23 protein-coding genes, 1 tRNA gene and 2 pseudogenes are annotated in these 21,653 nt (G+C 60.4%); 11 read left to right on the forward strand and 15 right to left on the reverse strand.

The genetic code is table 11. The annotated features are described in order from the left end of the window. Positions 1–2: 2 nt before the first annotated feature. The 7 genes and pseudogenes from QX094_RS07385 to QX094_RS07415 form a co-directional block, all read right to left on the reverse strand. Entirely contained in the window at positions 3–3,167 is a 3,165-nt protein-coding gene (locus QX094_RS07385) for a hypothetical protein (protein ID WP_316187734.1), read from the reverse strand. 378 nt (positions 3,168–3,545) lie between these two features. Beyond that, a pseudogene (locus QX094_RS07390) lies at positions 3,546–3,899 on the reverse strand (DUF932 domain-containing protein); the annotation flags it as partial. A gap of 525 nt (positions 3,900–4,424) precedes the next feature. Beyond that, positions 4,425–4,802: a transposase gene (locus QX094_RS07395; protein WP_316187735.1), complete on the reverse strand. Its 378-nt coding sequence runs from the start codon at positions 4,800–4,802 to the stop codon at positions 4,425–4,427. Further along, a complete protein-coding gene (locus tag QX094_RS07400) occupies positions 4,750–5,676 on the reverse strand; it encodes an IS110 family transposase (RefSeq protein ID WP_316187736.1) in 927 nt (308 codons plus the stop codon). The genes QX094_RS07395 and QX094_RS07400 overlap by 53 nt, the downstream gene beginning before the upstream one ends. A 475-nt stretch (positions 5,677–6,151) precedes the next feature. Beyond that, positions 6,152–6,461, reverse strand: a pseudogene (locus tag QX094_RS07405) (DUF736 domain-containing protein). A gap of 434 nt (positions 6,462–6,895) precedes the next feature. Continuing rightward, positions 6,896–7,162 carry a hypothetical protein gene (locus tag QX094_RS07410; protein WP_316187737.1) on the reverse strand — a complete coding sequence of 89 codons (267 nt, stop codon included), beginning with the start codon at positions 7,160–7,162 and terminating at the stop codon, positions 6,896–6,898. A 220-nt stretch (positions 7,163–7,382) separates the two neighbouring features. Further along, entirely contained in the window at positions 7,383–7,877 is a 495-nt protein-coding gene (locus QX094_RS07415; protein WP_316187738.1) for a hypothetical protein, read from the reverse strand. 270 nt (positions 7,878–8,147) lie between these two features. Between QX094_RS07415 and QX094_RS07420 the strand changes: the two genes are divergently transcribed. The 3 genes from QX094_RS07420 to QX094_RS07430 all read left to right on the forward strand — a co-directional run bounded on the left by QX094_RS07420 (position 8,148) and on the right by QX094_RS07430 (position 9,448). Further along, positions 8,148–8,393: a hypothetical protein gene (locus tag QX094_RS07420; RefSeq protein WP_316187739.1), complete on the forward strand. Its 246-nt coding sequence runs from the start codon at positions 8,148–8,150 to the stop codon at positions 8,391–8,393. A gap of 267 nt (positions 8,394–8,660) precedes the next feature. Beyond that, positions 8,661–8,867 carry a hypothetical protein gene (locus QX094_RS07425; RefSeq protein ID WP_316187740.1) on the forward strand — a complete coding sequence of 69 codons (207 nt, stop codon included), beginning with the start codon at positions 8,661–8,663 and terminating at the stop codon, positions 8,865–8,867. Between the two features lie 5 nt (positions 8,868–8,872). After that, complete coding sequence (locus QX094_RS07430) at positions 8,873–9,448, forward strand: Fic/DOC family protein (protein WP_316187741.1); 576 nt, start codon at positions 8,873–8,875, stop codon at positions 9,446–9,448. 7 nt (positions 9,449–9,455) lie between these two features. Here the strand turns inward: QX094_RS07430 and QX094_RS07435 are convergent, their stop codons facing one another. Next, complete coding sequence (locus QX094_RS07435) at positions 9,456–9,677, reverse strand: DUF6290 family protein (protein ID WP_316187742.1); 222 nt, start codon at positions 9,675–9,677, stop codon at positions 9,456–9,458. A gap of 56 nt (positions 9,678–9,733) precedes the next feature. Here QX094_RS07435 and QX094_RS07440 point away from each other — a divergent pair, with 56 nt between their 5' ends. From QX094_RS07440 to QX094_RS07455, 5 genes are read left to right on the forward strand one after another with little or no spacing between them, the layout of a single operon-like run. After that, positions 9,734–10,159 carry a multiubiquitin domain-containing protein gene (locus QX094_RS07440; protein ID WP_316187743.1) on the forward strand — a complete coding sequence of 142 codons (426 nt, stop codon included), beginning with the start codon at positions 9,734–9,736 and terminating at the stop codon, positions 10,157–10,159. Between the two features lie 12 nt (positions 10,160–10,171). After that, a complete protein-coding gene (locus QX094_RS07445; protein WP_316187744.1) occupies positions 10,172–10,558 on the forward strand; it encodes an E2/UBC family protein in 387 nt (128 codons plus the stop codon). Then, on the forward strand, positions 10,555–11,937 hold the full coding sequence (locus QX094_RS07450) for a ThiF family adenylyltransferase (protein ID WP_316187745.1): 1,383 nt from the start codon (positions 10,555–10,557) through the stop codon (positions 11,935–11,937). Before QX094_RS07445 ends, QX094_RS07450 begins: the two co-directional genes overlap by 4 nt. Next, the gene (locus QX094_RS34520; protein ID WP_410052902.1) at positions 11,934–12,359 is read left to right on the forward strand and encodes a DUF6527 family protein; all 426 of its coding nucleotides are present in this window, start codon (positions 11,934–11,936) and stop codon (positions 12,357–12,359) included. Before QX094_RS07450 ends, QX094_RS34520 begins: the two co-directional genes overlap by 4 nt. After that, positions 12,352–13,251 carry an SDH family Clp fold serine proteinase gene (locus QX094_RS07455; RefSeq protein ID WP_316187746.1) on the forward strand — a complete coding sequence of 300 codons (900 nt, stop codon included), beginning with the start codon at positions 12,352–12,354 and terminating at the stop codon, positions 13,249–13,251. Before QX094_RS34520 ends, QX094_RS07455 begins: the two co-directional genes overlap by 8 nt. 5 nt (positions 13,252–13,256) lie before the next feature. Here the strand turns inward: QX094_RS07455 and QX094_RS07460 are convergent, their stop codons facing one another. From QX094_RS07460 to QX094_RS07475, 4 genes are all read right to left on the reverse strand, one after another. Beyond that, positions 13,257–14,009 carry a hypothetical protein gene (locus QX094_RS07460; RefSeq protein ID WP_316187747.1) on the reverse strand — a complete coding sequence of 251 codons (753 nt, stop codon included), beginning with the start codon at positions 14,007–14,009 and terminating at the stop codon, positions 13,257–13,259. A 176-nt stretch (positions 14,010–14,185) separates the two neighbouring features. Next, positions 14,186–14,851 (reverse strand): hypothetical protein, encoded by a 666-nt coding sequence (locus QX094_RS07465; protein WP_316187748.1) that lies wholly within the window; start codon positions 14,849–14,851, stop codon positions 14,186–14,188. Positions 14,852–15,731: 880 nt separating this feature from the next. Beyond that, positions 15,732–15,806: transfer RNA gene (locus tag QX094_RS07470), tRNA-Glu, on the reverse strand. Positions 15,807–16,212: 406 nt separating this feature from the next. Then, entirely contained in the window at positions 16,213–16,551 is a 339-nt protein-coding gene (locus QX094_RS07475) for a hypothetical protein (protein WP_315718294.1), read from the reverse strand. Between the two features lie 31 nt (positions 16,552–16,582). Between QX094_RS07475 and QX094_RS07480 the strand changes: the two genes are divergently transcribed. Next, entirely contained in the window at positions 16,583–17,563 is a 981-nt protein-coding gene (locus QX094_RS07480; RefSeq protein ID WP_316187749.1) for an RluA family pseudouridine synthase, read from the forward strand. Positions 17,564–17,782: 219 nt separating this feature from the next. Continuing rightward, positions 17,783–18,682 carry an RNA polymerase sigma factor RpoH gene (rpoH, locus tag QX094_RS07485; protein WP_315754871.1) on the forward strand — a complete coding sequence of 300 codons (900 nt, stop codon included), beginning with the start codon at positions 17,783–17,785 and terminating at the stop codon, positions 18,680–18,682. A 75-nt stretch (positions 18,683–18,757) separates the two neighbouring features. On the opposite strand, the gene QX094_RS07490 is transcribed toward rpoH, so the two are convergent. After that, positions 18,758–19,387, reverse strand: coding sequence for a peptidoglycan recognition family protein (locus tag QX094_RS07490; RefSeq protein WP_316188199.1), 630 nt, complete (start codon positions 19,385–19,387; stop codon positions 18,758–18,760). 21 nt (positions 19,388–19,408) lie between these two features. After that, positions 19,409–20,644, reverse strand: coding sequence for a GGDEF domain-containing protein (locus QX094_RS07495; protein WP_315718296.1), 1,236 nt, complete (start codon positions 20,642–20,644; stop codon positions 19,409–19,411). Positions 20,645–20,871: 227 nt separating this feature from the next. Here QX094_RS07495 and QX094_RS07500 point away from each other — a divergent pair, with 227 nt between their 5' ends. Beyond that, positions 20,872–21,099, forward strand: coding sequence for a hypothetical protein (locus QX094_RS07500; protein WP_315718297.1), 228 nt, complete (start codon positions 20,872–20,874; stop codon positions 21,097–21,099). A 105-nt stretch (positions 21,100–21,204) separates the two neighbouring features. On the opposite strand, the gene QX094_RS07505 is transcribed toward QX094_RS07500, so the two are convergent. After that, positions 21,205–21,594 (reverse strand): response regulator, encoded by a 390-nt coding sequence (locus tag QX094_RS07505; RefSeq protein ID WP_315718298.1) that lies wholly within the window; start codon positions 21,592–21,594, stop codon positions 21,205–21,207. Positions 21,595–21,653: the final 59 nt, after the last annotated feature.

Consider the following 21,653-nt stretch of genomic DNA (forward strand, 5'->3'; position numbering starts at 1 on the left):
GGTCAAGATCCGCCGATTAGGACCGGCGGACGTAGCGCAGCGTCCGCCGCGCCGAAAAGAGTGTACGCAAGTCCAAGCGGATTATTCTTCTTGGCAGCGGCCAGCCTTATCTGACGGGTCGCCTCCCCAATGGCTTGCCCGCTGAGAAGCGACGGAAGCAATTGACGCGCAACAAAGTCTTCGAAGACCGGGCGCATTGAACACTCCGTGCCCAGCACCGCTCGTGCACCTCGCGTCAAAAAGAATTCGATGAAGCTGTCGGCGAGAGACGGGGTCACTTGCGCCGAGTCGCACATGTTCAAGATTACTATGGGGTTCGCGGTCATCGCCTTGATGTTCCTATAAAGCAGCGGCAGCTTAAGACGGCCAGAGCTCAATTCAATCCAGGAGCTGTCTTGATCAAACTCTCGTTTTCGAATTCGTTCGTAGATATCGTGCCAAGCATTCCTCGTAGGTGAGTCATGAGGAAGTTTGTCGTACAGTTCTACAAAGTCTTCTATCGTGACACCTTGGCTACGGATACGCGGCTGCCGCGTGTGGCCGTGTGTAAAAAAGTACAAGATGTGACTAGTGCCTGCTTTAAGACACAACTCGGCATCCCGAGGCCCATCGATGGGTTTACTTCCGAAGAGTGTCGCTTTTCGCTGTGTTCGGTCGAGAAGCTCATTAAGGAATCGCTGCTGGTCTGGCGTTTGAGCGAATTTCCAGTACATTGCGCCTATTTCGATATGCTCAGACCAATTCTCAGGTGGCGCAGGAAGAACTATCCGCTGTTCGACGACATACCGGAAACCCCAGAAGCCATCGACAACCGGCGTCTGCGTCACACCTATTTTATAGGGCGCGTCTTCGTAAGGTAACTCGTACAGAAGGTTCCAGGCGAAAGCAAAACCGAAGTCGTCTTGACGAGTCGAAATCTGAATCTTCCCGCCTTCCCGCAGTCGATTGGTCGTAAGCCATTCACCAATGGTCGACATTCCGCCTTTAGGACCGTGACAGAACATTACTGCCCACAAATCTCGTCCTATCGCGGCCAACTTGGCCATATGTTTCTGGAACTCATTTGTATCTCCGTCGACCCGCTGCTGCAGGGTGTCGGAAGCTGAGACTTGGAACAAGACCCGCCGAGCTTCGCGTATCTGGTCCTCGAGCTGTAGAGGCGAAAGAGAAATTGGGGACGTAAACTTCAACTCATGGAGCTCGGGGTAGGTAAAGACGATGACGTATTGGCCGTTGTCGAGTTCGATATCGATGTGGAGTTCGCTCGGGGTGATCAGATCGAAATCGTTGGGATCACACTGCCGATCCTGAGTGAGCTGCGGTCTCGCGACGTCGACTCCGTTGTCTTCAGCAGGAAGAACACCGGCGCTAAGGGTAAGTTTCTCAAGGAGATTGTAACGATAGAAGAGACGAAAACGGATTTTCGCAACATCGATGAGGTCATGTGTTGAACGAAGCGGCTGAAGCCGAAACACAGCATCAGCGGTGGAATCGCCGCTTGGAGGAAGAACAATCTTGTCCACATGCGGAGTAATCCTGAAGTCTTGCTCTACGAGCGAGTGCGCAGTGACAAAGATATCAACAGGCGCTTCTTGCTTTGGTTGCCGAATTGGCCTACGCGGAGCGCTGGTTTGCACCCCGATAGGTCTCACGCGTATCGAGACCACGGCTTGGTACCATTGCTGGGCCCGCAGTCGCCCATCTTCACTCAGTTCGGGGCCACGTTTTCCAGTCTCTTTTTCCTCGAATATCTGGACCGTTGCGTAACGTGGTTGGGGCCCTGGCGTGTCCAGAGCCACCGGAGTACGCCGCTCCTTCTCTAAGGCCACCGCACGAGCATAATCATCTGCTGGGGATGGCGCCGCAAAAACTCTTTCCGGCCGCGGGGGCCGCATCAACTCCTTCAGCAGCCACTGATCATTTAGCTCGTGCGCCGCAGCAAGCAGCTTTGGCTTCCACTCGAATGGGAAATGCGGAGCGACCGCCCTGAGCGCCTTCCGTCGAATTTCCGGATCATGGATTTGCTGTACTGCGCCCAGCAAGTCTTCATCCAGCTGCCCTAAAAATACGTGGCTAGTCGCCACGTCGATTAAGGCGTCCGCACGAGTTCCCTCGTCCTTGATTGAGCATACTGCTGCAAGCAATTCTTGCTTGGCTGCAAGTAGCTCCGACTCAAGCGTTCCGAGTAAGAACGGCGTCACCCCTTCTAGGGCCTCGCCACGAGCTTTGTAGCTTGGGATCGAACGAGCTGCAGCGAGAAGCTCAGACTTATGAGCTTTGGAAATTCTCCGTGCCACGGTTGATAGGGTCTTTGCGCGCAATTCCTCATCTTGCAAAGAGGATATTGTCACGAGAAGCTGCGAATGCAGTGTTTCGGGCAGAAAAGGTGCCACTCCTTGCAGCGCTTCCGCTCGATGGGGCTCCTCCTGCATTGTACCTACTGCCGCTAGCAGATCAGGCTGCAAGACTTTCGGCAGATATGGGGCTATAATGCTCAACAGATCGGCTCGAAGTGGTTCTGCTTGTATTGCACACGCTGCGGTGAAGACGTCTGAGTGTAACGCTTCCGGCAGGTATGGCGCGATTCCTTCTAGCTTCAGCTTGCGAACCTTTTCGTCGCGGATTGCGGAAACCCCGGCAAGTAGGTCTCTTTGTGCGGCGAGCGCCTCTGAGCCTAATGTTTGGGGCAGAAACTGAGTTGCTTCGTTCAGCGTCTTCGCTCGAAGCTCTTCATCTTGGATCGCGAGCGTCGCAGCTAGCAAGTCTGGCTTCAATTCCAATGGCAGGCTCTGCGCTACCCGTCCGAGCACCCAGCCACGGCTTTGTTCGTCTAAGGCACACGTGGCATCGAGCAAGTCCCGTTGCGAGCTCTCAGGCAAGAACTGCGCTATATTGACCAACGCCGCGTCGCGCTCGGTACCTTTAATATCAAGGGCCGCGCGAAGAAGCGCTGGCCTCAATCGCAAGTGCAAGCGTGGAGCTACGGTGCCGAGCAGACGGGCTCGAGCCGGCTCATTATTGATTTGCCTAACCAGTTTAAGCAGCTTCGGCTGCAGCTTCTCGGGTACGTAAGGCGCCACGTCCTTGAGCGCCTCAATCCGAAATTCTTCGTTCTGAATTCCACTGGCTCGGTCGAGCAGGCCTTTGATCGTGCGCATTGCGGCCATGGGAAACTCGTTGCACGCTATAAAGGACTTTAATAGAGGCGTAATCTCAAGCGCTGCTCTTGATCTGGATCAACGTCCGGTTGTCTTCTGATGGATGCAAGTGCCTAGGCCGAGAAGGTTCATCGAGCGCCGGCGCATGTTAATCGCACTGCTCAAGGTCGGCTGAGTTGCATCTATTACCCATCCCGCTCCATAGCGATGCACAGTGACTGTTGTGAGTAAATGCGTGAGTAGCCTTAGGGTAGCGAAATTATTATTCCTTTATTTGTAACCACTTATTGCAGTATCGCGATCCCGGCCAGGGGCACCAATTGTGCTGGATGGCGGCTGCGGCGTATCGCAAAGATGTTGCCGGGCAAGAAATCGGATCCCGTCCGGCGGGCAGTTGCGCAAGTAAGCGGCAGGCGCGCCGAACAGCGTACACAGCTGGCCAAAACTCCAGTGCGTCGGCGTGACAGGCTCAGTTTGTCCCGCAACGATCAAGGCCAGGCGCTCGGCATTCTCGTGGACAGCCTCCACGCGGATGGTCCGACTTTCGACGGTGCGCACCTGCGCACGTTCGGCCCGGCTGCGCACGGCGTCATAGAGGTCCGGCAAATTGAGGTAGCGTTCGTCATCTGGACGCGCAAACCACTCCGACGACACCCGGCCAATCCGCTGGCCGCGTGAGATATCTACCCGGAAACCACTGGAAACCGACTGTTCGCCGTGCTTTGACATCGTCACGTTCATTGTCACTCTCCTGTTCAGGTTGAAGCGCAGCGCTGCGCTGCAACCCTGCCCGTCGGCGAGACCTGGGGTAGCAAGGGCAAGGGCGGCCGGGAGCGAAGGGGACTCCCCACCTTTTGCAAGAGCATTCTGCTTGCGAGTGCGACCAACCATTGCAGCTTCGATTTCGCGTTAGGCAGGGTGAAGAGCGCACAAGCGCGCTCGAACCTCTGCCTCGCGGCGAGCAGCGGGTGTGCAAGCGGAGCGAGTGCTTTCGCGGGGAACCGGCTGCAGGGAGCGTGTTGAAGCCGTCGCTGATGGCCCCGTGAGCCGCGACTGAAGCTGGGCGGAAGGCACTCGGAAGCGCGCTGAGGGCGGCGCCCTAAGCCTTCGGTGTGTGAGCGAAGTGGCGCGCAAAGCACCGCCACTAAGCGACAACGCGTCAAGGTCATCGCTCGCTCATGTGAACAGACTGATCGGCGACATTCGGGCCTGTCGTCGTCGCGACGCTCCGCTATGCGAAGGCTTCGCGCCTCGCCGACGACAGGATCAAACCGCCGCGGAGTGCGGAGTTCGGTCTCTGTCGAAGAGTTCGCCGGTCCTCAGCATGGCGCAAGCAACCCCAATCAAACGGCTGCCGATCGAACGCAGCGCGCGAGCATGAGAGTCTCCGCGCTTTCGTAAGGCGGCATATCGATTGCGTGTTTGGAAGTCGTGCAGCACCGCCACGCGCGCCCAATGGTAGACAGCCGTTCTGAGACGATGCGGACAAGACTGTCGCATAACCACGAGAATCTGCTTACCGCTGCGCCGCGTGACGGGCGCGACTCCAGACAGGCCCCTAAGTGCATGGGCATCGCGGCGAGCGACCGCGTCATGTGCTTCGGACAAGAGCGCCGCGAGAACGATCGTCCCTACTCCAGGCATTGACCGCAAGATCTCGGGATCGGCCTGGGAGTTCGGTACGACGCCGATTGCTGGCCGGGAGCTCGGCGACCGCGGAACACAGGCGCTCGAACTGCTTCAGCGCGACCTTCATCTGCTGCATTACCAGTCGCAGACGCTGCAGGATCAGCTCGCAATGCGCGACGCAGGCTTCCGTAACACCGTCTGCCACCGTTATCGGCTTGCCACGAAGATGGTTGAGCAACGTGTCGGCCGTCCACTTCTTCACCCGGCTTTGCTTCAGTCGCTTTGCGACCGTCGACGCTCTCACCGTTTGTGCTTTGGCGGGTGTGGAGATCAAGTCCCAGAGCTCCAAGATCCAATGCTGCGACCAATCTTCCGCAAGGTCCAGCATCTGCGGAAAGTAGCGCCAGAGCTGATGCCGAAAGCGGTTAGCCAAACGATTGCGTTTGGCAGACAAGTCCTCTGCCATGCGTGACCACTCACGCAACTGGATGATCGTCGGATGCACCGGTTCCAAGAACCGATAGAAACGCCGATCTGTTCGCAGAGACTCGGCAAGCACGAGCGCATCGAGCCGATCATCCTTGGCACCCGCCATGGTAAATCGATCTCGAAAGCGATCAAGTTGCTTCGGATTCAAGGCATGCACGAGAAAACCAGACTCCATCAGGCTCTCGACGACTGGTCCGTGCGGGACTTCGATTCCAACAGCGATGCGCCCCGGCTCGGCACCCGCCGTTGTTCGGATCCAGTCAGCAAGTTCAGCCAACCCTTCACCGCTATGCTGAAACGAGCGATGGCCGAGCTTTGCTCCTTGGGCATCCAACGCATAAACGTAGTGCGTCGCCGATGCCCAATCGATGCCCACGTATGCAGCAATTTCTTCAGTCATTCCTTTCCTCCTGGCTCAGTCGGGCAGCTGCGCTCCTCGCCGGCCCTGTTCTGGCGCTCAAAGGCGCAACTCCCCACGGGGCGTCGAACGCAGCTCATCCGTCGGAGCACTCGTCCCCTCTAGGCGCTCACGGCGCTGGATCACCAGGTGACTCCCAACGAATCAGCCCGCAGACGACGATAGCCCGTGAGGAGCATCGTGATTGGAACAGGGATCACCCGCCTGACAAGGGCGCGCGAGGTCCGCGCGCGTCTGCACAAGCCATTCAGAGCGAGAGCAGTGAGATTGATCGAGAGGCGCGGAAGACCGGGGAAACCGTTCCGGCCGGCACATTTCGTGCGTACCCTTGCCCGCGAGGGCGGAGCCATTAGCAATCCCTTCGAAAGAAAATGTTCTTTCCGCTTCCAAGGCAGCGGCGCAAGAAGCGCAAAAGGCCCCGCTCTCGAAGAGGTAGGGCCGACGACGCGGCCGTGCATTAGTCCCCTGCGCGGCGGGACCAGATCAGCGTAATACCGTCGTCGTCCTCGACCTTGACCAGCGATGCATAGATCGGCGCGGGGAGCTCGGATCGTCGAGCTTGACCGAGAGGCATTCGCGATCGCTGTCGCGGGCGGTCTTCTTCCAGGCCGCGCCGAACTCCGTGGAGCCTGCAAGATGCGGTAGTCGGGCGCCTTATCTTTGTCTTTCTCGGATGTGACAAACTTGGCCTTGATGTTGAGCGTCAGCGTCTTGATCGAACCGTTATAGCCGTTCTCCGATGCGGTGAAGGTGCCGATGGTCGCCATGATGATCTCCGACTGTCTGCTCGGGCCGCGCCCATCGCGGCCTCGATGGCGCCCTTGCGCCCGGAGACGATCGGCCCGCAGCCCAGGGAAGATCAAGACTCCCCCATGCTGAACGCCGACGCCATGAATAGCGTCATTGCGGGTGTCCTGGACCACGTCTGCAAATAGGAGAGGGAAATGCGCACACTGCTTACCGCGATATCCTTTCTAGTCTGCCTCAACCCGGCGGCAGGAGCATCACTATCGATTGAGCAGCCCGAACAGACGTGCAAGAGCCGCAACGGCCAAGCGGCCTGCGCGGCGTATCTCATGGGCATGGTTCATGGGCTGCAGCTTGCGACGACCTGAACGAAGCGAGGAGACCTGTTCTGCATTCCGGAGAGCATCAGCGCGCCACAGGCGATTGATCTCTTCACGGGCTCGATATCGAAGGCTTACGACGTCAAGGCCTCAGCCGGATCATTTTTTGCGGCGCTGTTGTCGAACAAATATCCATGCCATTGAGGCTGCTTGCGACCCTCAAGCTCTTTCATGGCAGCCGCCTTAATCATTGCATAGCAAGTACGAGAGACTTCGCGGATGACCGGTCCTGTGACGGCATCGCTGCCGGTTTCAATCTCGCGTTTCGTCAATCGATCGGCAAGGCCGCTACCGTAACATGTACAATACTGCTGAAAGTACAGCAGCAGAATGACTTTCATTTCTGGATCGCTGTCCCGGCCTCTCAAGCAAGAATTGGAAACGCCAGCGATGAACGAGGCCCGGTCAGCGCCAACCAGGTACTGCGCCGTTGCCGGGGTCGCCAACACTGACAAAACCATATCGGCCCAAGCGGCTAGGCTCCCTATCGCAACGTCGCGCGGCGTCTTTATGAACATCGAGGATACTCGCTGGTTGCACGAGGCTGATAGCAAGCTTTAGCTATGCGTAGCCCACATTGAGCAGATCTTTCGGATCGACGCCGTTGGCTCGACAGTAGGCCTCAAGTTCGGCTCGGCCACTGGCGGAATTCTCAAAAGCCTTCCACTCATCTCGCTTCAGGGAAACCTCCAAGGTATGGAGTCCGTACGTGTTCATTTCTCGCTTATGCGGTTTAAACACATCCGCGGCCGTCACTTTTCTCTTGTTCTTCTTGGGATGAGTGTAGATTTCGTATTGTCGTTCGCGCAGCTCGCGAAGCACAAACTCCTCCAACTTCCATTTCATACTCGAAATACTTGGGCGCTGAGAATCGGGCGGTGATCGACCAAACATTTGCCGATAACCGTCGAATCCCTTGCCGTGGTATTCATAGGTTTGCAGCGCGCCCCTGATCCACTGCGATTGCCAGAGGGAATCGACGATCATAAGCGCAATTTGGCGCTCGTTTTCTTCCCGGAATTCTATCTCTTCGTCCGTTTCATCGTTGCGAGCCATGGTTTTCTCACCCCGTTCTGTCACACGTCACGGCCAATGACCGGCAGTGCCATCAGCCTAAGCCGCAATTTTACCTAACCTCTTCACTCGCGCGCACGCCTCCCGCGCGTTGCTCATGTGCTCGGCACCGCGTCCGGCGGCAGCTTCACGTCGGCGGCGATAGAGATCCCGAGCAGCTTTTGCCTCGATGACCATCGGCGCGAATTGGCCCCAATCGATTTTCCATTTCTTCTTGCTGCGCAACCGCCAAATTCTAAAAGAGCGCACGACATGCCGCTCGAACGCAGCCCTGGTGCATTTGTTGACCCGCATAAACTGACTAATCAATCGTCGCTCGTCCGCCGGCGAAATAATGCCTATGATCAGGAGCTGCTGAACACGTCCTCAATGCTGAACCGAGTGGCAAATGGTGCAGATCGCGTCGACCCCGACCAGTGTGGCAACTCCGCTGCGAGACCGTTCGACATACCTCCAGTTTTCGTGGTCGTGCAGGCGGTCCTTCCTTCCACAGATTGAACACTTGCCGAGGGCCGACCGGGTTGCTCTGCTGAGCTTTAACCAGCGACCGGGCCCTAGACCGACCACGTTGGATCGGAGATTCCGGCCCCAAAGGGGCTCTGGGATGAGTTCTAAGCGGAGCCTGTTCCTCGGCGGCATCGCTTGCCTCCCCTTGGCTAGCGGGGTCTTTGATCACATACGAGACGATAAGACGGCGATAATACCTGGCAGTGTATAGGAAAGTTCATATTCGCCACCCCCTCGAATCCGTGTTATGGCTTGATCATGACCGAGAAGCGCAAAGGCTCCAGCATCAATTCCTCCACCCGCGTCTTGGGAGATAAGACTTTTGCGGCCATTTCGGCTGTAGAAGGGTTGAAGCTTGGCAAGGCTTCTAGGGATCGCCTGTCCTCTCTCGACAAGGCAAAATTGACGCCGGCCCAAAAGCGGGCCGAGGTTTTGAGAGCGTATGTTCGGCCCAAGGGCCGCTAGCGCCGTTGAGCAGTTACGACGTCTTCGACGATCCCTACTGCTACAAGGGCACCTCGGTCCTTAAGAACCGAGCGCGCCTGAGGGACGCAAAAACCCTAGAGGCGTTCGAACTCGAAATGTCGACGTTGAGGTCACGCGAACCTCTCCCAGACGGGCAATTCAATCCTGCGCATTACAAGCGCATCCACCACCATCTGTTTCAGGACGTCTACACCTGGGCCGGCAAGTACCGCACCGTCCGCACCTCAAAGGGTGGCAACCCGTTCGCCTATCCTGAGCACATTGCCTCCTATATGGACGAGGTGTTCGGAAAGCTCGCGCTTCCGGCCCTGAAGCCTGGGTCGAGCGATGCGGACTTCCTGGATGCCGCCGCAGACTTCCTGGCCGAACTCAACGCCATCCATCCCTTTCGGGAAGGCAATGGACGATCCCAGCTCTCGCTTATGCACCTTGTCGGCCATCGGGCAGGACACCCGCTCGTCCTGACGCGTATTAACCGCGACACGTTCCTGCCGGCCATGATCGCGAGCTTCGACCGCGATCTCGACCCGCTTAAAGCCGAATTGCAAAAGCTTCTGTAACCCGCCGCTACTCTGAGCCGGCTTGCCGAGCCAGCAGACGACGCGCGCGAGCAAGCCGAGCTTTCAGGTCGTCCTGAAAGGCGGGGTCCTTGCGCCGATTCTCGATGTGCTCGCTGATCGCGGCGCGAATCACGTCCGAAACGGCTCGCTGCTCGACCGACGCAACGGTTTCGAGCGCCTCGGCCTGTTCGTCAGTGAGGCGGATGGTCATGGCTTTGGTCGTTTTCATGCGGGAAATTTGCACCTTAGCACCGGCCTTGTCAAGCGGCTTGATACCATGGTATCTTGGTATCAATCAACGGAGGTGCCACAATGTCTGAACATGAGAGAATCGGCCGGGACGACCGCGAGAAGGAACTTGAGGCTTTCAAGGAACGCCAGCTTCGCGAGCTGCGAGAATTCGAGGAACGCCAGAAGAAGGAGCTGGAGGAATTCGAGCGCCAGGAGCTGGAGGAGCTGAAGCAGCCCGAGGAGCGTCAGCACCCGTACGAGATCAAGATCGACCGCACCGAGTTCAAGGTGAAGGAGCACTTCCTCACGGGCGCCCAGCTCAGGGCACTGCCCAACCCGCCCATCGGCCCTGACCGCGACCTGTTCGAGGTCGTGCCCGGCGGTTCGGATGAAAAGATCGCGGACACGCAGAAGGTGAAAATGCGCGACGGCCTGCGCTTCTTCACGGCGCCCACGCAGATCAACCCGGGCCTCGCCTAAGGAACAACTACCGTGCTGCCTTCACACGACATCGAATATCTGAACGCCAAGGCTCCAGGCCATCAGGTCACTGCTGAAGGCGGCGTTATCTGCGTGCTCGTTCCATCGTACCGGCTTCCGAAGGGATTCGACCAGGAGGCCAGCGATCTGCTTATTCGCCTAGCTCCTGGTTATCCCGATGTGCCGCCGGATATGTGGTGGTTCGACCCGCCCGTACGCCGAACAGACGGCGTTGTCATCCCGGCGACCGAGGCCCGGGAGGGCCACCTCGGACGTCAATGGCAGCGCTGGTCGAGGCACTTCACGCCGGGCCAATGGCGCTCGGGCATCGACTCACTTCAAAGCTACTTCGCTTTGATCAGAAACGAGCTGCTGAAAGCGGCGCCGGGGAATTCATGACAATTACGCTGGTCCTGACAGAACCGCTCTTCCAGGAGATTGAGCAGACCGCCCGGCTTCCGGTGGAAACCGCAGGCGTGCTGCTCGCAGGCTTCGCCCGCGCACCGAATGGCGATATCCGGCTGCTCGGACGTGGGATGCGCTGGGTGCCGCAAGATGCCTATCTCGCGCGCGAAGGAGATCACCTGACCATCGCGTCGCAGGGGTACGTCCCTGCCCTCGCTGAAGCCGAGCGCATCGGTGCCATTCCGATCTGGTTTCACACCCATCCCGGCACGATCGGTCACCCGACACCCAGCATGGCCGACCGCAAGGTCGATCAGGATATCTCCGACCTCTTCCGGCTGCGTTCGGGCTCGGAACTGTACGTCACGCTCATCGCGTCTCCACGCGACGACGGAATCACCTTTACCGGCGAGGTACATCTCGGCGATGGCAGGAAAACGCCGATCGACCGCCTGTGGCGCGTCGGCGACAAGTGGCAGCTCCTCCATTCCTTCAATTCGGCCGCCCCGCAAATCCCCGCAATCTTTGACCGGAGCGTCCGCGCTTTCGGCGCTGACATCCAGCAGACTCTTGGCGCTTTGCGCGTGGGAATCGTCGGCTGCGGCGGCACCGGGTCGGCTGTCACCGAGCAACTGGTGCGTCTTGGCGTCCGTCATCTCACCCTAATCGATGCCGATACGCTGACCGAGAGCAACGTCACGCGGGTCTATGGCTCGACATCCACTGCCGTCGGCAGAGCGAAGACGGCCGTGTTGCAAAGCCACCTGACAGCGATCGCGCCCGATCTCGAATGCCATACCGTGGCGGCGATGGTGACCCTCGAGAAGACGGCGCGCGAACTGATCCCTTGCGATGTCGTTTTCGGCTGCACCGATGACAACGCCGGCCGCCTGGTTCTCTCGCGGTTCTCGACCTTCCTGGCTGCCCCCGTCATCGATTGCGGCGTGCTGCTGGGCGGTGATGGAGCGCTTGCGAGCATCAACGGCCGCGTCACCACGCTCACGCCGGGCGGGGCTTGCCTGGTCTGCCGCGACCGAATCGACCTCGCCCGGGCGCAAACCGAGCTGCGAACGCCGGAGGAGCGGATACGGCTTGAGAATGAAGGCTATGCGCCCGTCCTGGGAGCCGTTGAACCAGCGGTGGTGACGTTCACTACCAGCATCGCTTCCGCCGCCATTAATGAGCTGCTGGAGCGCCTGATCGGCTTCGGGCCCAGCCCGAGGCCGACGGAGGTTCTATTCCGCTGGCATGAGAGAGAAATCTCGACCAACAATGCGAAGCCTCGACCCGGTCATTACTGCGACCCGGAAAGCCAAAAGATCGGCAGGGGCGATGGCACCCCCTTCCTTGAACAAGCGTGGCCCGGCGCATGAAGATTCGTTGGTGGCAGTGGCGGTGGGTCGACTGGCTACCTCAGTGGCTGACGCCTCCGCCGCGGTGGCAGTGGCAACGGCCTGATTGGCTTCCTCAGTGGCTGATTCATCAGCCACCGTTGTACTGTCTCGGCCGGGTCGAGTCGGCTGATGAGATACCAGTGAAGCTGCCGAGAAGCACCGCCGTCGTCGTCGGCGACATATCGCGCCGGAAGTGGATCGCCTTCGATTGTCCGTGCCGAAGCGGCCATCGCATCATGCTCAACCTCGATCGCGACCGGAGCCCTTTCTGGCAATTATCTACGGTTGATGGCCCCCTTTCGCTTTCGCCAAGCGTGAACTACTATGATGGCCGGCGCAGATGCCACTACTTCATAAGAGATGGGAAGGTCGATTGGGTGGGGGATACATTCGGTGAGTGACAACAGCCAAGAATCCCTGCCGGCATCTGAGGCTGCGCCGCCCAAGGCCGAGCGTCCGCTTACGAAGACGCCCATGTACGCGGCGATGAACGCGGGTCGCTACCAACGGCAGGAGCTTATCAAACACATCAACGCAACCGAGGGCACAAAGCTCATCTGCTACGTTTCGAGCTTGGAAACCGAGATCGACCGCAACGATGTGATCGGCTTTGTGGAGATGCTCCACAACATTCCCGAAAATTCCCCGATCGATCTCCTTCTCAATACCGGCGGCGGTGACGTCGACGCCTGCGAGAAGCTGGTCAAGCTCGTGCTGGCGAAGGCAGGCACACAGCCGTTACGTGTGATCGTGCCCGACCTGGCGAAGAGTGCCGGTACCCTGATGGCACTCGCCGCCAGCAAGATAATCATGAGCAACACTTCTGAGCTTGGCATGATCGATCCGCAATTCCTCCTGAAGGACGCCCGCGGCAATGAGCTGACCTACTCAGTGATGGGCTACTTGGAAGCTTATGAAGAGCACTGCGAGGTGATGCGCAAAAACCCGAACGACCCGATTGCGCTATTGATGCTCGATAGCTTCGACGCCAGGACTGTCAAGAAGTTTCAGGGTATCCGCGACCGTGTGAGGACGTTCGCCGAAGACATGCTGAAGCGCCGTGGCGCACCGAGTTCAACGATTTCCCAGGCTCTGATGAGCGCCAGCCAATGGAAGACTCACGGCCAGCCCATTGATTACGCCGATGCCAAACAGCTCGGCCTACCGATCGAGTACCTTGCACCGGATGACGAGCGGTGGAGCCGCTATTGGGAGCTGTACTGCCTGCTTCGCCTTGAGACGGAAGAAGGCAAGAAAATCTACGAGTCGGCTTACGCGTCGCAGATCGTGTAGGCGTTCTACGGCTTGGGGGATACCGGCTGGACGAACTGCATCGTCATCGAATCGTGCGCCCTGCCGTCCTCCCAGCTCATTGTCAGCCAATTGGTCGCAGCGGGATACGCTATGACGATCCTTCCTGGTCGATATCTAGCGCCGCGCAGGAAGGGATATTTGCTTTCCTCGAGAGGTTCGAGCAGCAGCACAAAGCTTAGACCTAAGATATTCACCGCCAGCGCTTCGATATCCTCCTGGTCATTTGTCAGGGGCTGTAGCTGAAAGCGCGAATGGTTGAGAGTTCGATCGCCCGCCTTCATGGTGCAATAAAGCCCAGCACCGTCCGGCCAATAACGGGGGTCGTCGAGCATGTCCAACAGCGCTGCGTCGCGTGAGAACGCGCCAGATAGCGGCGCCCTGCCCCTGGCAAGGTTCTTCGAGACCGCAGCCGCCTTGGCCGTTTTTAGCAGCCATCGTTCGAGGTCGTGCCCCGAGACAAGGGCGTGTCTCGATCCCGCATCCTTCTCCAGGTATGACTTGAGGGAAGCGAAGAAATACTTGGCGGCATCATCGAGTGGATGAAGGGTGCTGTTATGTTTGGTGCAAAGACAGTTCGAACGCAGATTTTGGGGTGCGAGAATCTTTTCCTCGCCGGGCGCGAGCCAAGGAAGGCCGCCCACGGAGAAATCTCCGTCGCCCATCAAAAGCCTGATGACCGACTCCGAAATAATGTGCTCGCCCGAGATGGGGCCGACGCACGAACCCATACCGTTCATATAGCATCTGGAGATGTTCGATGCCTGCGGAAGCGCGCTCAATCCAAGGACAGCGGACGCCTTGTACCAGTCCTTGCCATTGAAACAGCACACCCGCCCGGGACGCGTCGAACCGCACGGGCAAGGGCCATTCAAGACGGACTCTCTTTTTCGCTTCGCCTCGCCCACTGTGGTTCTCAGGACCTCATACGAGAATTAAATACCGTAGTCCAAGCTTCATGCTCAGCTTTGAGGTTCTCGACGAGGGCGGTCACTGTCTCGTCGTTGATGGCCTGTGGCTTCCCATGGCTAAATTCGTTTCGACGCTTGTGAATGTCAGTGAGCAGGTCGGCAACTGACACAAAGCCATGGTCGCGCAGATCGTCGAAATAATTCGTGCCAAAGAATATCTTGTACAGATCGTACAGCCGGCTCCCGATCCCAGAATATCGCTTGAGTTGGTCATCGAGGACGCGCTGCGGAAGCTTTCGCATCGCTGCACGGTGAAGTCTCTCAATACGGGTCTCGAAGTAACCCCAGAACAGCAGCACCAAGGCCGCTTGCGCTGATGGACGTTCCGCACCGGCAAGTGCCTGGAACTCGACAACTGGGCGCTCCCACTCGCGCTGGAGCATCTGTAGGTAGATGTAGTCCTCGTAGCGACCTTCAGCGCCCGCGAATGTCGCATGCAGAACCATCTCCTCGCCATCTATGACAATGGTTTGAGGCGTTAAATCAAAAGGATCAGCACCGCAGCCGGGGCAGGGCCCGTGGATCGTGCGAATAGCGGGGCAGCTACCGCAAGCCACATATCCCGACCATAGGCTTGTCCATGACTTTCCCGGTAGCTTGTCGTACCACATGAGATAACCCTCGCGAGCGAGTCGGCCGCTTCAATGCGCTGCTGAAGAGCTGGGGAGGCGATTCTATATACTTCTGGCTGGAAGATGAGAGACTGAAGGCCCTCGTCGCAACAATCGGCCGTCCGCGCATCCTTGAGGTAACCGTCCCCCTCGCCAAGACAACGCATTCATATTTGGCCGGCCGTGCAGTCATCGGCGCAGTCGCACGCACACTGGGCTGTCGACCTGACCGCGAAGGGTTCGACGTCTATACCGTGGAACCGTTAGAACCGACTGCCGTACTTGCCATCCATACCGAGGGCGAGCCGAAGTTCAACAAGGTCGGTAGGGGCTACCCGGCCGCGTTCAAGGCCTGTCGGTAGAGGCCGGCAACATCGCCAAAACAGGCCCTATTCATATGCCGGCACCGGCTTTTCCGGCTTCGATCAGCAGAAATATTTTCCGCCAGAATCTGCCAAATCCAGCAGGGCGGCACGCTCATCCACCTAAATACCCAGAACGATCGGTGATCGTCTCCCTTGATTTGAGGTGCAAATCTCTATGACCAAAGGAGTTCAACGTGTACGCGTTTGCTTACGGTCTGGTGACCTTGGGTTACCTGATCCTTTTCATCAAGAGTCTGGGTCTCTGATCCAGGTCGCAGGGCAGTTTCGACTGCCCTGCCCTAGCTCCCACTCAGCAGAATTTCCTCAAGCCGTGTCTGGATGCGATGCGACAGCCCCGCCATCATGTCCCAGGATAGCTTCAGCTCGGCTGGCAGGAACCATAAATCGCGCACTGCACGACGGCCCCCCTACGGAAAGTCCGCCATTGTCCGCTAAGGCTTATTCGACGGATATTCGACGACTTTAGTGGGATCGATATAAATCATTGATTTTATTGGCGCTCCCTAGGGGAATCGAACCCCTGTTTCAGCCTTGAGAGGGCCGCGTCCTAACCGCTAGACGAAGGGAGCGTGAGGTGAACCGCATAGCCTTGAACGCGCCGCGCCGCAAGACGGGGGATGCAGAATTTGTGGGTGGAGGAGGAGAGAGTCCCCGGGGGGACCCCCACCCCCGACCCCTCCCCGCAAGGGGGAGGGGAGCTCACCGCCCGGGTGGTGAGGGGAGTGGATATCAATGGGAATGGAATCAGCCGACCGCGAGGGCGGTGGGCTCCCTCTCCCGCTTGCGGGGGAGGGTTGGGGTGGGGGCGCCGCGAGCACCGGTGCCAGAGGAGAGAGTTCCCCCACCCGCATCGCATCTTCGATGCGATGCGACCTCCCCCGCAGGCGGGGGAGGCGCTGACTGCCCGCGGGCGGGGAGATGGGCCAAAGTCAAAAAGAGAAAGGGCCGAAATGGCCGGGCGAAACCGCCCTGCCCTCACGGCTCGACCGCGAAGCGGAGGCGGCCGGTGGGCTTGAGGGTCTTGGCGTCGAAGGTGCGGATCTCGGTGGTGCCGCCCACATCGAGCGTCACCGCCAGGCGGTCGCCGGCGGTGCCGGTGGCGACGATGCGGGCGCCCTTCGGGAGCATGGCGGTGAGGTCCGGGCCCGACGCAGTGCTTCCATCGCCGCGGAAAAGGCGGTAGCCGATGGCGACCAGAAGCACTGCGATCGCGATCGAGGTGGTCACGCCCGCGATCATCATCATGCGCCGCAGCCGCGCCATCAGCTGGGCCTGCTCGGGCGAGGACGGCTCGGGCGCAACGGTAGAGTTCATGGACATCTCGACTTCACAATCCCACGGTCTGATGACGGTCATTGTCGCCGGCGACGAAGGCTCGCCGCGGCTCGATCGCGTGCTGGCAGCCAGGCTGCCGGAGCTGTCGCGGTCGCGGCTGAAGGCGCTGATCCTGGCCGGACAGGTGTCGCTCCGCGCCGAGGCCGTGCGGGACCCCGCTTATCACGTCACAGCCGGCGACACGATCACAATCGACGTGCCGGAGGCTGTCGCCGCCGAGCCCGCGGCCGAGGCGATCCCGCTGAAAATCATCTACGAGGACGACGACATCGTCGTCATCGACAAGCCGGCCGGCCTCGTCGTGCATCCCGCCGCCGGACACGAGACGGGAACACTGGTGAACGCGCTGATCGCGCATTGCGGCGCCAGTCTTTCCGGGATCGGCGGGGTCAAGCGCCCCGGCATCGTGCACCGGCTGGACAAGGACACCACCGGGCTGATGGTGGTGGCGAAGAACGATCACGCGCACGCCTCGCTGAGCGCGCAGTTCGCCGACCACGGCCGCACCGGCGCGATGGAGCGCGGCTATCTGGCGTTCGCGTGGGGGGTGCCGCACCGGCCGCATGGCACCGTCAACGCCCCGATCGACCGGCATCCGCATGCCCGCGACAAGATGGCGGTGCGGCCCAAAGGCCGCGAGGCCATCACCCATTACGAGGTGCAGGAGAGTTTTGCCGGCCGCGACGGCAAGCCGGTGGCGTCGCTGATCGCCTGCCATCTCGAGACCGGGCGCACCCACCAGATCCGGGTGCATCTGGCCCATCTCGGCCATCCGCTGCTCGGCGATGCCGTCTATGGCCCGCACTTCAAGACCAAGGCGAACCAGCTCGCGCCGGGCGCGCGGGCGGCGCTCGCGGCGCTCGGGCGGCAGGCGCTGCACGCCTATCTGCTGGTGATCGAGCACCCCCGGACGGGAGAAATAATGCGCTGGGAATCGGAGCTTCCGGAGGATCTTTCTCTTTTGGGGGAGGCCCTGCGAGCGGCGCTATGACGCAGGACCTTCAGAAAAACGCAAGCATGTCAAAAACTTAATGGAGCCACACGGGGTCGTGACCCCCGGAATCCTTCCACCGGGGGGCGAAAATGGTGTATGTTGCGCCTGCGTCGAATGGTCGACGCATGGAACGTCGCAAACCGGCCGGCTTTAACCAAGCGACCGCTTTGCCTGGCCCGCCGCTATCGGGGGCCTGAACCAACTGGAGGGCGCTCGATGGCCCGTACAGCTACACTGCCGGTTCTCAACGGAGAATCGGGACTTTCACGCTACCTCGCCGAGATCCGCAAGTTCCCGATGCTGGAACCGCAGGAGGAGTACATGCTCGCCAAGCGTTGGCGCGAGCATGACGACAGCGACGCAGCGCATAAACTCGTGACCAGCCACCTCAGGCTCGTGGCCAAGATCGCCATGGGCTATCGCGGCTACGGCCTGCCGATATCCGAAGTCGTATCGGAAGGCAATGTCGGCCTGATGCAGGCGGTGAAAAGGTTCGAGCCCGAGAAGGGCTTTCGCCTCGCCACCTACGCCATGTGGTGGATCAAGGCGTCGATACAAGAGTACATTCTGAGATCGTGGTCGCTCGTGAAGATGGGCACCACCGCGAACCAGAAGAAGCTGTTCTTCAACCTGCGCAAGGCCAAGAGCCGCATCAACGCGCTGGATGAAGGCGATCTGCATCCGGATCAGGTCAAGCTGATCGCGAAGCGCCTCGGCGTGACCGATCAGGACGTGGTCGACATGAACCGCCGCCTCGGCGGCGACGCCTCGCTGAACGCGCCGATCCGCGACGACGGCGAAGCGGGCGAATGGCAGGACTGGCTGGTCGACAATACGCCCAACCAGGAAGCCATCATGGCCGAGCACGAGGAATACGACCACCGGCGGCAGGCGCTGAACGGCGCGATCGGCGTGCTCAACGCGCGCGAGCGCCGCATCTTCGAGGCGCGGCGTCTGGCCGACGAGCCGATGACGCTCGAGGACCTGGCGGCCGAGTTCGGCGTGTCGCGCGAGCGGGTGCGCCAGATCGAGGTGCGCGCGTTCGAGAAGGTGCAGTCCGCCGTCAAGGGCGCCATCGCCAGACAGGAGGCGGCGGCCCTGGAGGCCGCGCACTAGGCGCGCGGCTTGCTTGAAGGTGGTTTTTGGATGCGATCGGAGCCGGCGGAGACGCCGGCTTCTTGTTAGGTGCAGTTAGTCGGGCGCGGCGCGGGCGAGCTCGGCGAGCGCACAGCCCTCGCAGTGGCGGGCGTCCTTGTAGTCGATCCAGTTGTGCGCATAGATCCGCTCCCGGGCGATGCCATAGCGCAGCCGGAGCAGCTTCGAGAGCACGCGCCAGGCGGCGACCTGGGCGTCCGTCGGAGGCGTGGTGACGTCGGGATAGTTGCCGGCGAACTCCACGCCAATGGAATTGTCGCGCACGACCTTGCGATAGGTGGGGCCGTTGTCGATATAGCGGCTGTCGTTGCGGTTGGCGCCGTCGCCATGCAAGGTCACCAGGGTGTCCGGCACCGCCCAATACACCGTGCCGTCGGTTTCCACCCACACGGTGACGCCGCGCCGTTTCGGATTCTTGGCCTGCGCCAGCGCCCCCGCCCGCGCCGACCCGGCCGGGCCCTCGGTCTGGTGGACGATGATGTTGGTCCAGGGATGGGCGAGGTGCGGATCGCCCCACGGCGCCAGCCAGACCATCTTCAGTCCCGGGATGTCCGGCGTGCCCGACGAACGGGCGAGCGACGTGAGATCCTCAGCCGCAACAGGCAGAGGCAGCGCGACGAGAAGCAGCGCGAGCGCTGCGCGGAGGGAGAACAGGACCGGCCTCATGGTCGGCAACGATAGCACCGGCTACCCGGCAGCGGCATCCTGCCGACGCGGCGGCGCCATCATCGGCTCGATCTGGTCCGGCGCCAATGTCGGCGTCTCGTGGTCGGCGGCGAAGACGGCATAGCGGTTCTTGCCCTCCTTCTTGGCGGCATAGAGCGCCTGGTCCGCTCGCGCCATCAGCCGGTCGGGGAATGCGCCGACATCCTCGGTCCATTCGGCGACGCCGATCGAGACCTCGATCGGCACCTCGGCGCCGGCACAGGCCTCCGCATCGTCGCGGCAGACCTGCAGGATGCGCCGCGCGATCATCGCGCCTTCGCGCAAGGCGGACGCCGGCAGCACGATGCAGAATTCGTCGCCGCCGGTGCGCGCCAGCATGTCGCCGGGGCGCAGCCGGGTCTGGGCCATCAGCGTGAAGTGCTGCAGGCAGGCATCGCCGGCGGCATGGCCATGGGTGTCGTTGATGATCTTGAAGCCGTCGAGATCGATCACCAATAGCGCGAACGGCCGCCGCGAGCGCTCGGCGCGCGCGCATTCCTCGCTCAGGCGCTGCATCAGGTGACGGCGGTTGGCGACGCCGGTGAGATCGTCGAGCAGCGCGAGGTCGGCGACCTCGTTGCGCAGCCGGTCCACCGCCATCAGCAGGAAGCCGAAATTGAGCGACATCGACAGGAAGATCAGCAGCAGCACCGCGGCGGCCTGACCGCTGGTGGAGCGGCTGAAATTGAAATCGGCGCCGATGAACGCCCCGATCGAGCGCGCGGCAAACACCGCGATGATCAGAACGGACAGCAGGCCGGCCAGCCGCGCTCCCGGATTGACGGGCCCGCGCCTCGCATCCAGCACCAGCCGCGCGATGATCGCCATGGGGACCGCCTGCCCGATCGAGTAGCACAGGATCCTCAGCGGGCCGTGGTCGTATCCGTATTGGAAAAATGCGATCGACGAGCAGGTCATCGCGACGACGGTCAAGCTCAGTCGCCACGACGCCCTGGAGCCATAGAAGCGCTCGACGCCCATCGCCGCGAGGCAGATCGCGAAGGTCATCAGCGAGCCGCCGACCAGCAGCGGAACGAACGAGCCGAAATAGAACCGCGTCAGCGCGAACGCCGCCGCCGGCGCGCACATGAACGCAGATGCCGTCCAGTACCGCGCCGAATCCAGATTGGGATAGCTGCGCATCACGTAGGCCCAGATCAGGCCCAACGCGAGGAAATTGACCACGAAGGCGGTCCACAGCGTCGGAACGTTCAGCATCCCGACAGCAGGACGCCGCAGGTCCTGTCCTCGATGTTCAATAACGCCGCGCTCATGAGCTACCCTGTTGCTCGAGGCAACATGGGCGCGGCGCAGTTAACGGTTCCTCAAGGGCCCAACCAAGGTTGCGCCTTGGTTTTGAATCAATGAAGACACCTTTTACGATCCGCTAACCTTGTCACACCCCGAGCGCCAGCGGCGCAACTGGCCGGCGAATGCATCGAGCTGTGGATAAGCGCAACCGCGCTGGTGACAGCGTGAGGCAGAGCTTCGCGAATCTGCTGGGATCGACACCCGAGGCTGATGCATGGCTGGCGTGCGCCAGCGAAGCCTCAAAGTCGCGTTGCAATCCATCAACTCCTGACGAGGATTCCATGGCGAAGAAGGCGAAGAAGGCCGCAAAGGCCACCAAGAAAGCTGCGAAGAAGACCAAGAAGGCTGCCAAGAAGAAGTAGTTGCACTTCCCGGGTGGGAGCGCGGCTTCCACCCGGCTCTCAGTCAGCTCGACCCGCTAGCCGATCCTACGTCTCCACCGGTCGGCGGTTGCCACGCAACACGCCTCACCTGATATCGGGCGTGCGCTCGAGCGTCACCTCGGCTTCGCGCAGCACGTCCAGCGGCGCCCACGGCTTGCTCCAGAACTTCGTGCCGCCCGGCAGCGGCTGCGACAACGGCCGGCCAGAAGTGACGACCACATTGATGTGGGGGTGACGCGCCTTGGCGAGATGGGCAAGCTCGACCCCGTTCATGCGGCCCGCCAGATTGACGTCGGTCATCAGCAGCACGATGCGATGACCCGGCTTGTTCAGGACGAGTTCGGCGGCCTCCGCGCTCTCACACGCGATCACGTCGTACTCGCTCTCTTCGAGCAGCAGCGTGATCATCTCGCGCTGCGCCAGATCGTCTTCCACGATCAGTGCGGTGGCGCGAAAAGGTTGCGACTGTCCCATGCAGGTCCTCCACGAATGTGTGCTCGCAAAGTAATGTGAGTTAAAAGCTGAACGGCCGG

The sequence above is a fragment of the Bradyrhizobium sp. SZCCHNS1050 genome (genome assembly GCF_032484785.1).
Classification (GTDB): Bacteria; Pseudomonadota; Alphaproteobacteria; order Rhizobiales; family Xanthobacteraceae; genus Bradyrhizobium.

Coding starts and splice junctions, on each gene's coding strand:
- QX094_RS07420 (WP_316187739.1), top strand. CDS start 8,148: ATGCCGCTCGAACGCAGCCCTGGTGCATTTGTTGACCCGCATAAACTG.
- QX094_RS07395 (WP_316187735.1), bottom strand. CDS start 4,802: ATGCCTGGAGTAGGGACGATCGTTCTCGCGGCGCTCTTGTCCGAAGCA.
- QX094_RS34520 (WP_410052902.1), top strand. CDS start 11,934: ATGAAGATTCGTTGGTGGCAGTGGCGGTGGGTCGACTGGCTACCTCAG.
- QX094_RS07505 (WP_315718298.1), bottom strand. CDS start 21,594: ATGGGACAGTCGCAACCTTTTCGCGCCACCGCACTGATCGTGGAAGAC.
- QX094_RS07425 (WP_316187740.1), top strand. CDS start 8,661: ATGACCGAGAAGCGCAAAGGCTCCAGCATCAATTCCTCCACCCGCGTC.
- QX094_RS07490 (WP_316188199.1), bottom strand. CDS start 19,387: ATGAGGCCGGTCCTGTTCTCCCTCCGCGCAGCGCTCGCGCTGCTTCTC.
- QX094_RS07435 (WP_316187742.1), bottom strand. CDS start 9,677: ATGAAAACGACCAAAGCCATGACCATCCGCCTCACTGACGAACAGGCC.
- QX094_RS07410 (WP_316187737.1), bottom strand. CDS start 7,162: ATGAAAGTCATTCTGCTGCTGTACTTTCAGCAGTATTGTACATGTTAC.
- QX094_RS07475 (WP_315718294.1), bottom strand. CDS start 16,551: ATGAACTCTACCGTTGCGCCCGAGCCGTCCTCGCCCGAGCAGGCCCAG.
- rpoH (WP_315754871.1), top strand. CDS start 17,783: ATGGCCCGTACAGCTACACTGCCGGTTCTCAACGGAGAATCGGGACTT.
- QX094_RS07450 (WP_316187745.1), top strand. CDS start 10,555: ATGACAATTACGCTGGTCCTGACAGAACCGCTCTTCCAGGAGATTGAG.
- QX094_RS07480 (WP_316187749.1), top strand. CDS start 16,583: ATGACGGTCATTGTCGCCGGCGACGAAGGCTCGCCGCGGCTCGATCGC.
- QX094_RS07495 (WP_315718296.1), bottom strand. CDS start 20,644: ATGCTGAACGTTCCGACGCTGTGGACCGCCTTCGTGGTCAATTTCCTC.
- QX094_RS07400 (WP_316187736.1), bottom strand. CDS start 5,676: ATGACTGAAGAAATTGCTGCATACGTGGGCATCGATTGGGCATCGGCG.
- QX094_RS07460 (WP_316187747.1), bottom strand. CDS start 14,009: ATGAACGGTATGGGTTCGTGCGTCGGCCCCATCTCGGGCGAGCACATT.
- QX094_RS07465 (WP_316187748.1), bottom strand. CDS start 14,851: ATGTGGTACGACAAGCTACCGGGAAAGTCATGGACAAGCCTATGGTCG.
- QX094_RS07385 (WP_316187734.1), bottom strand. CDS start 3,167: ATGGCCGCAATGCGCACGATCAAAGGCCTGCTCGACCGAGCCAGTGGA.
- QX094_RS07415 (WP_316187738.1), bottom strand. CDS start 7,877: ATGGCTCGCAACGATGAAACGGACGAAGAGATAGAATTCCGGGAAGAA.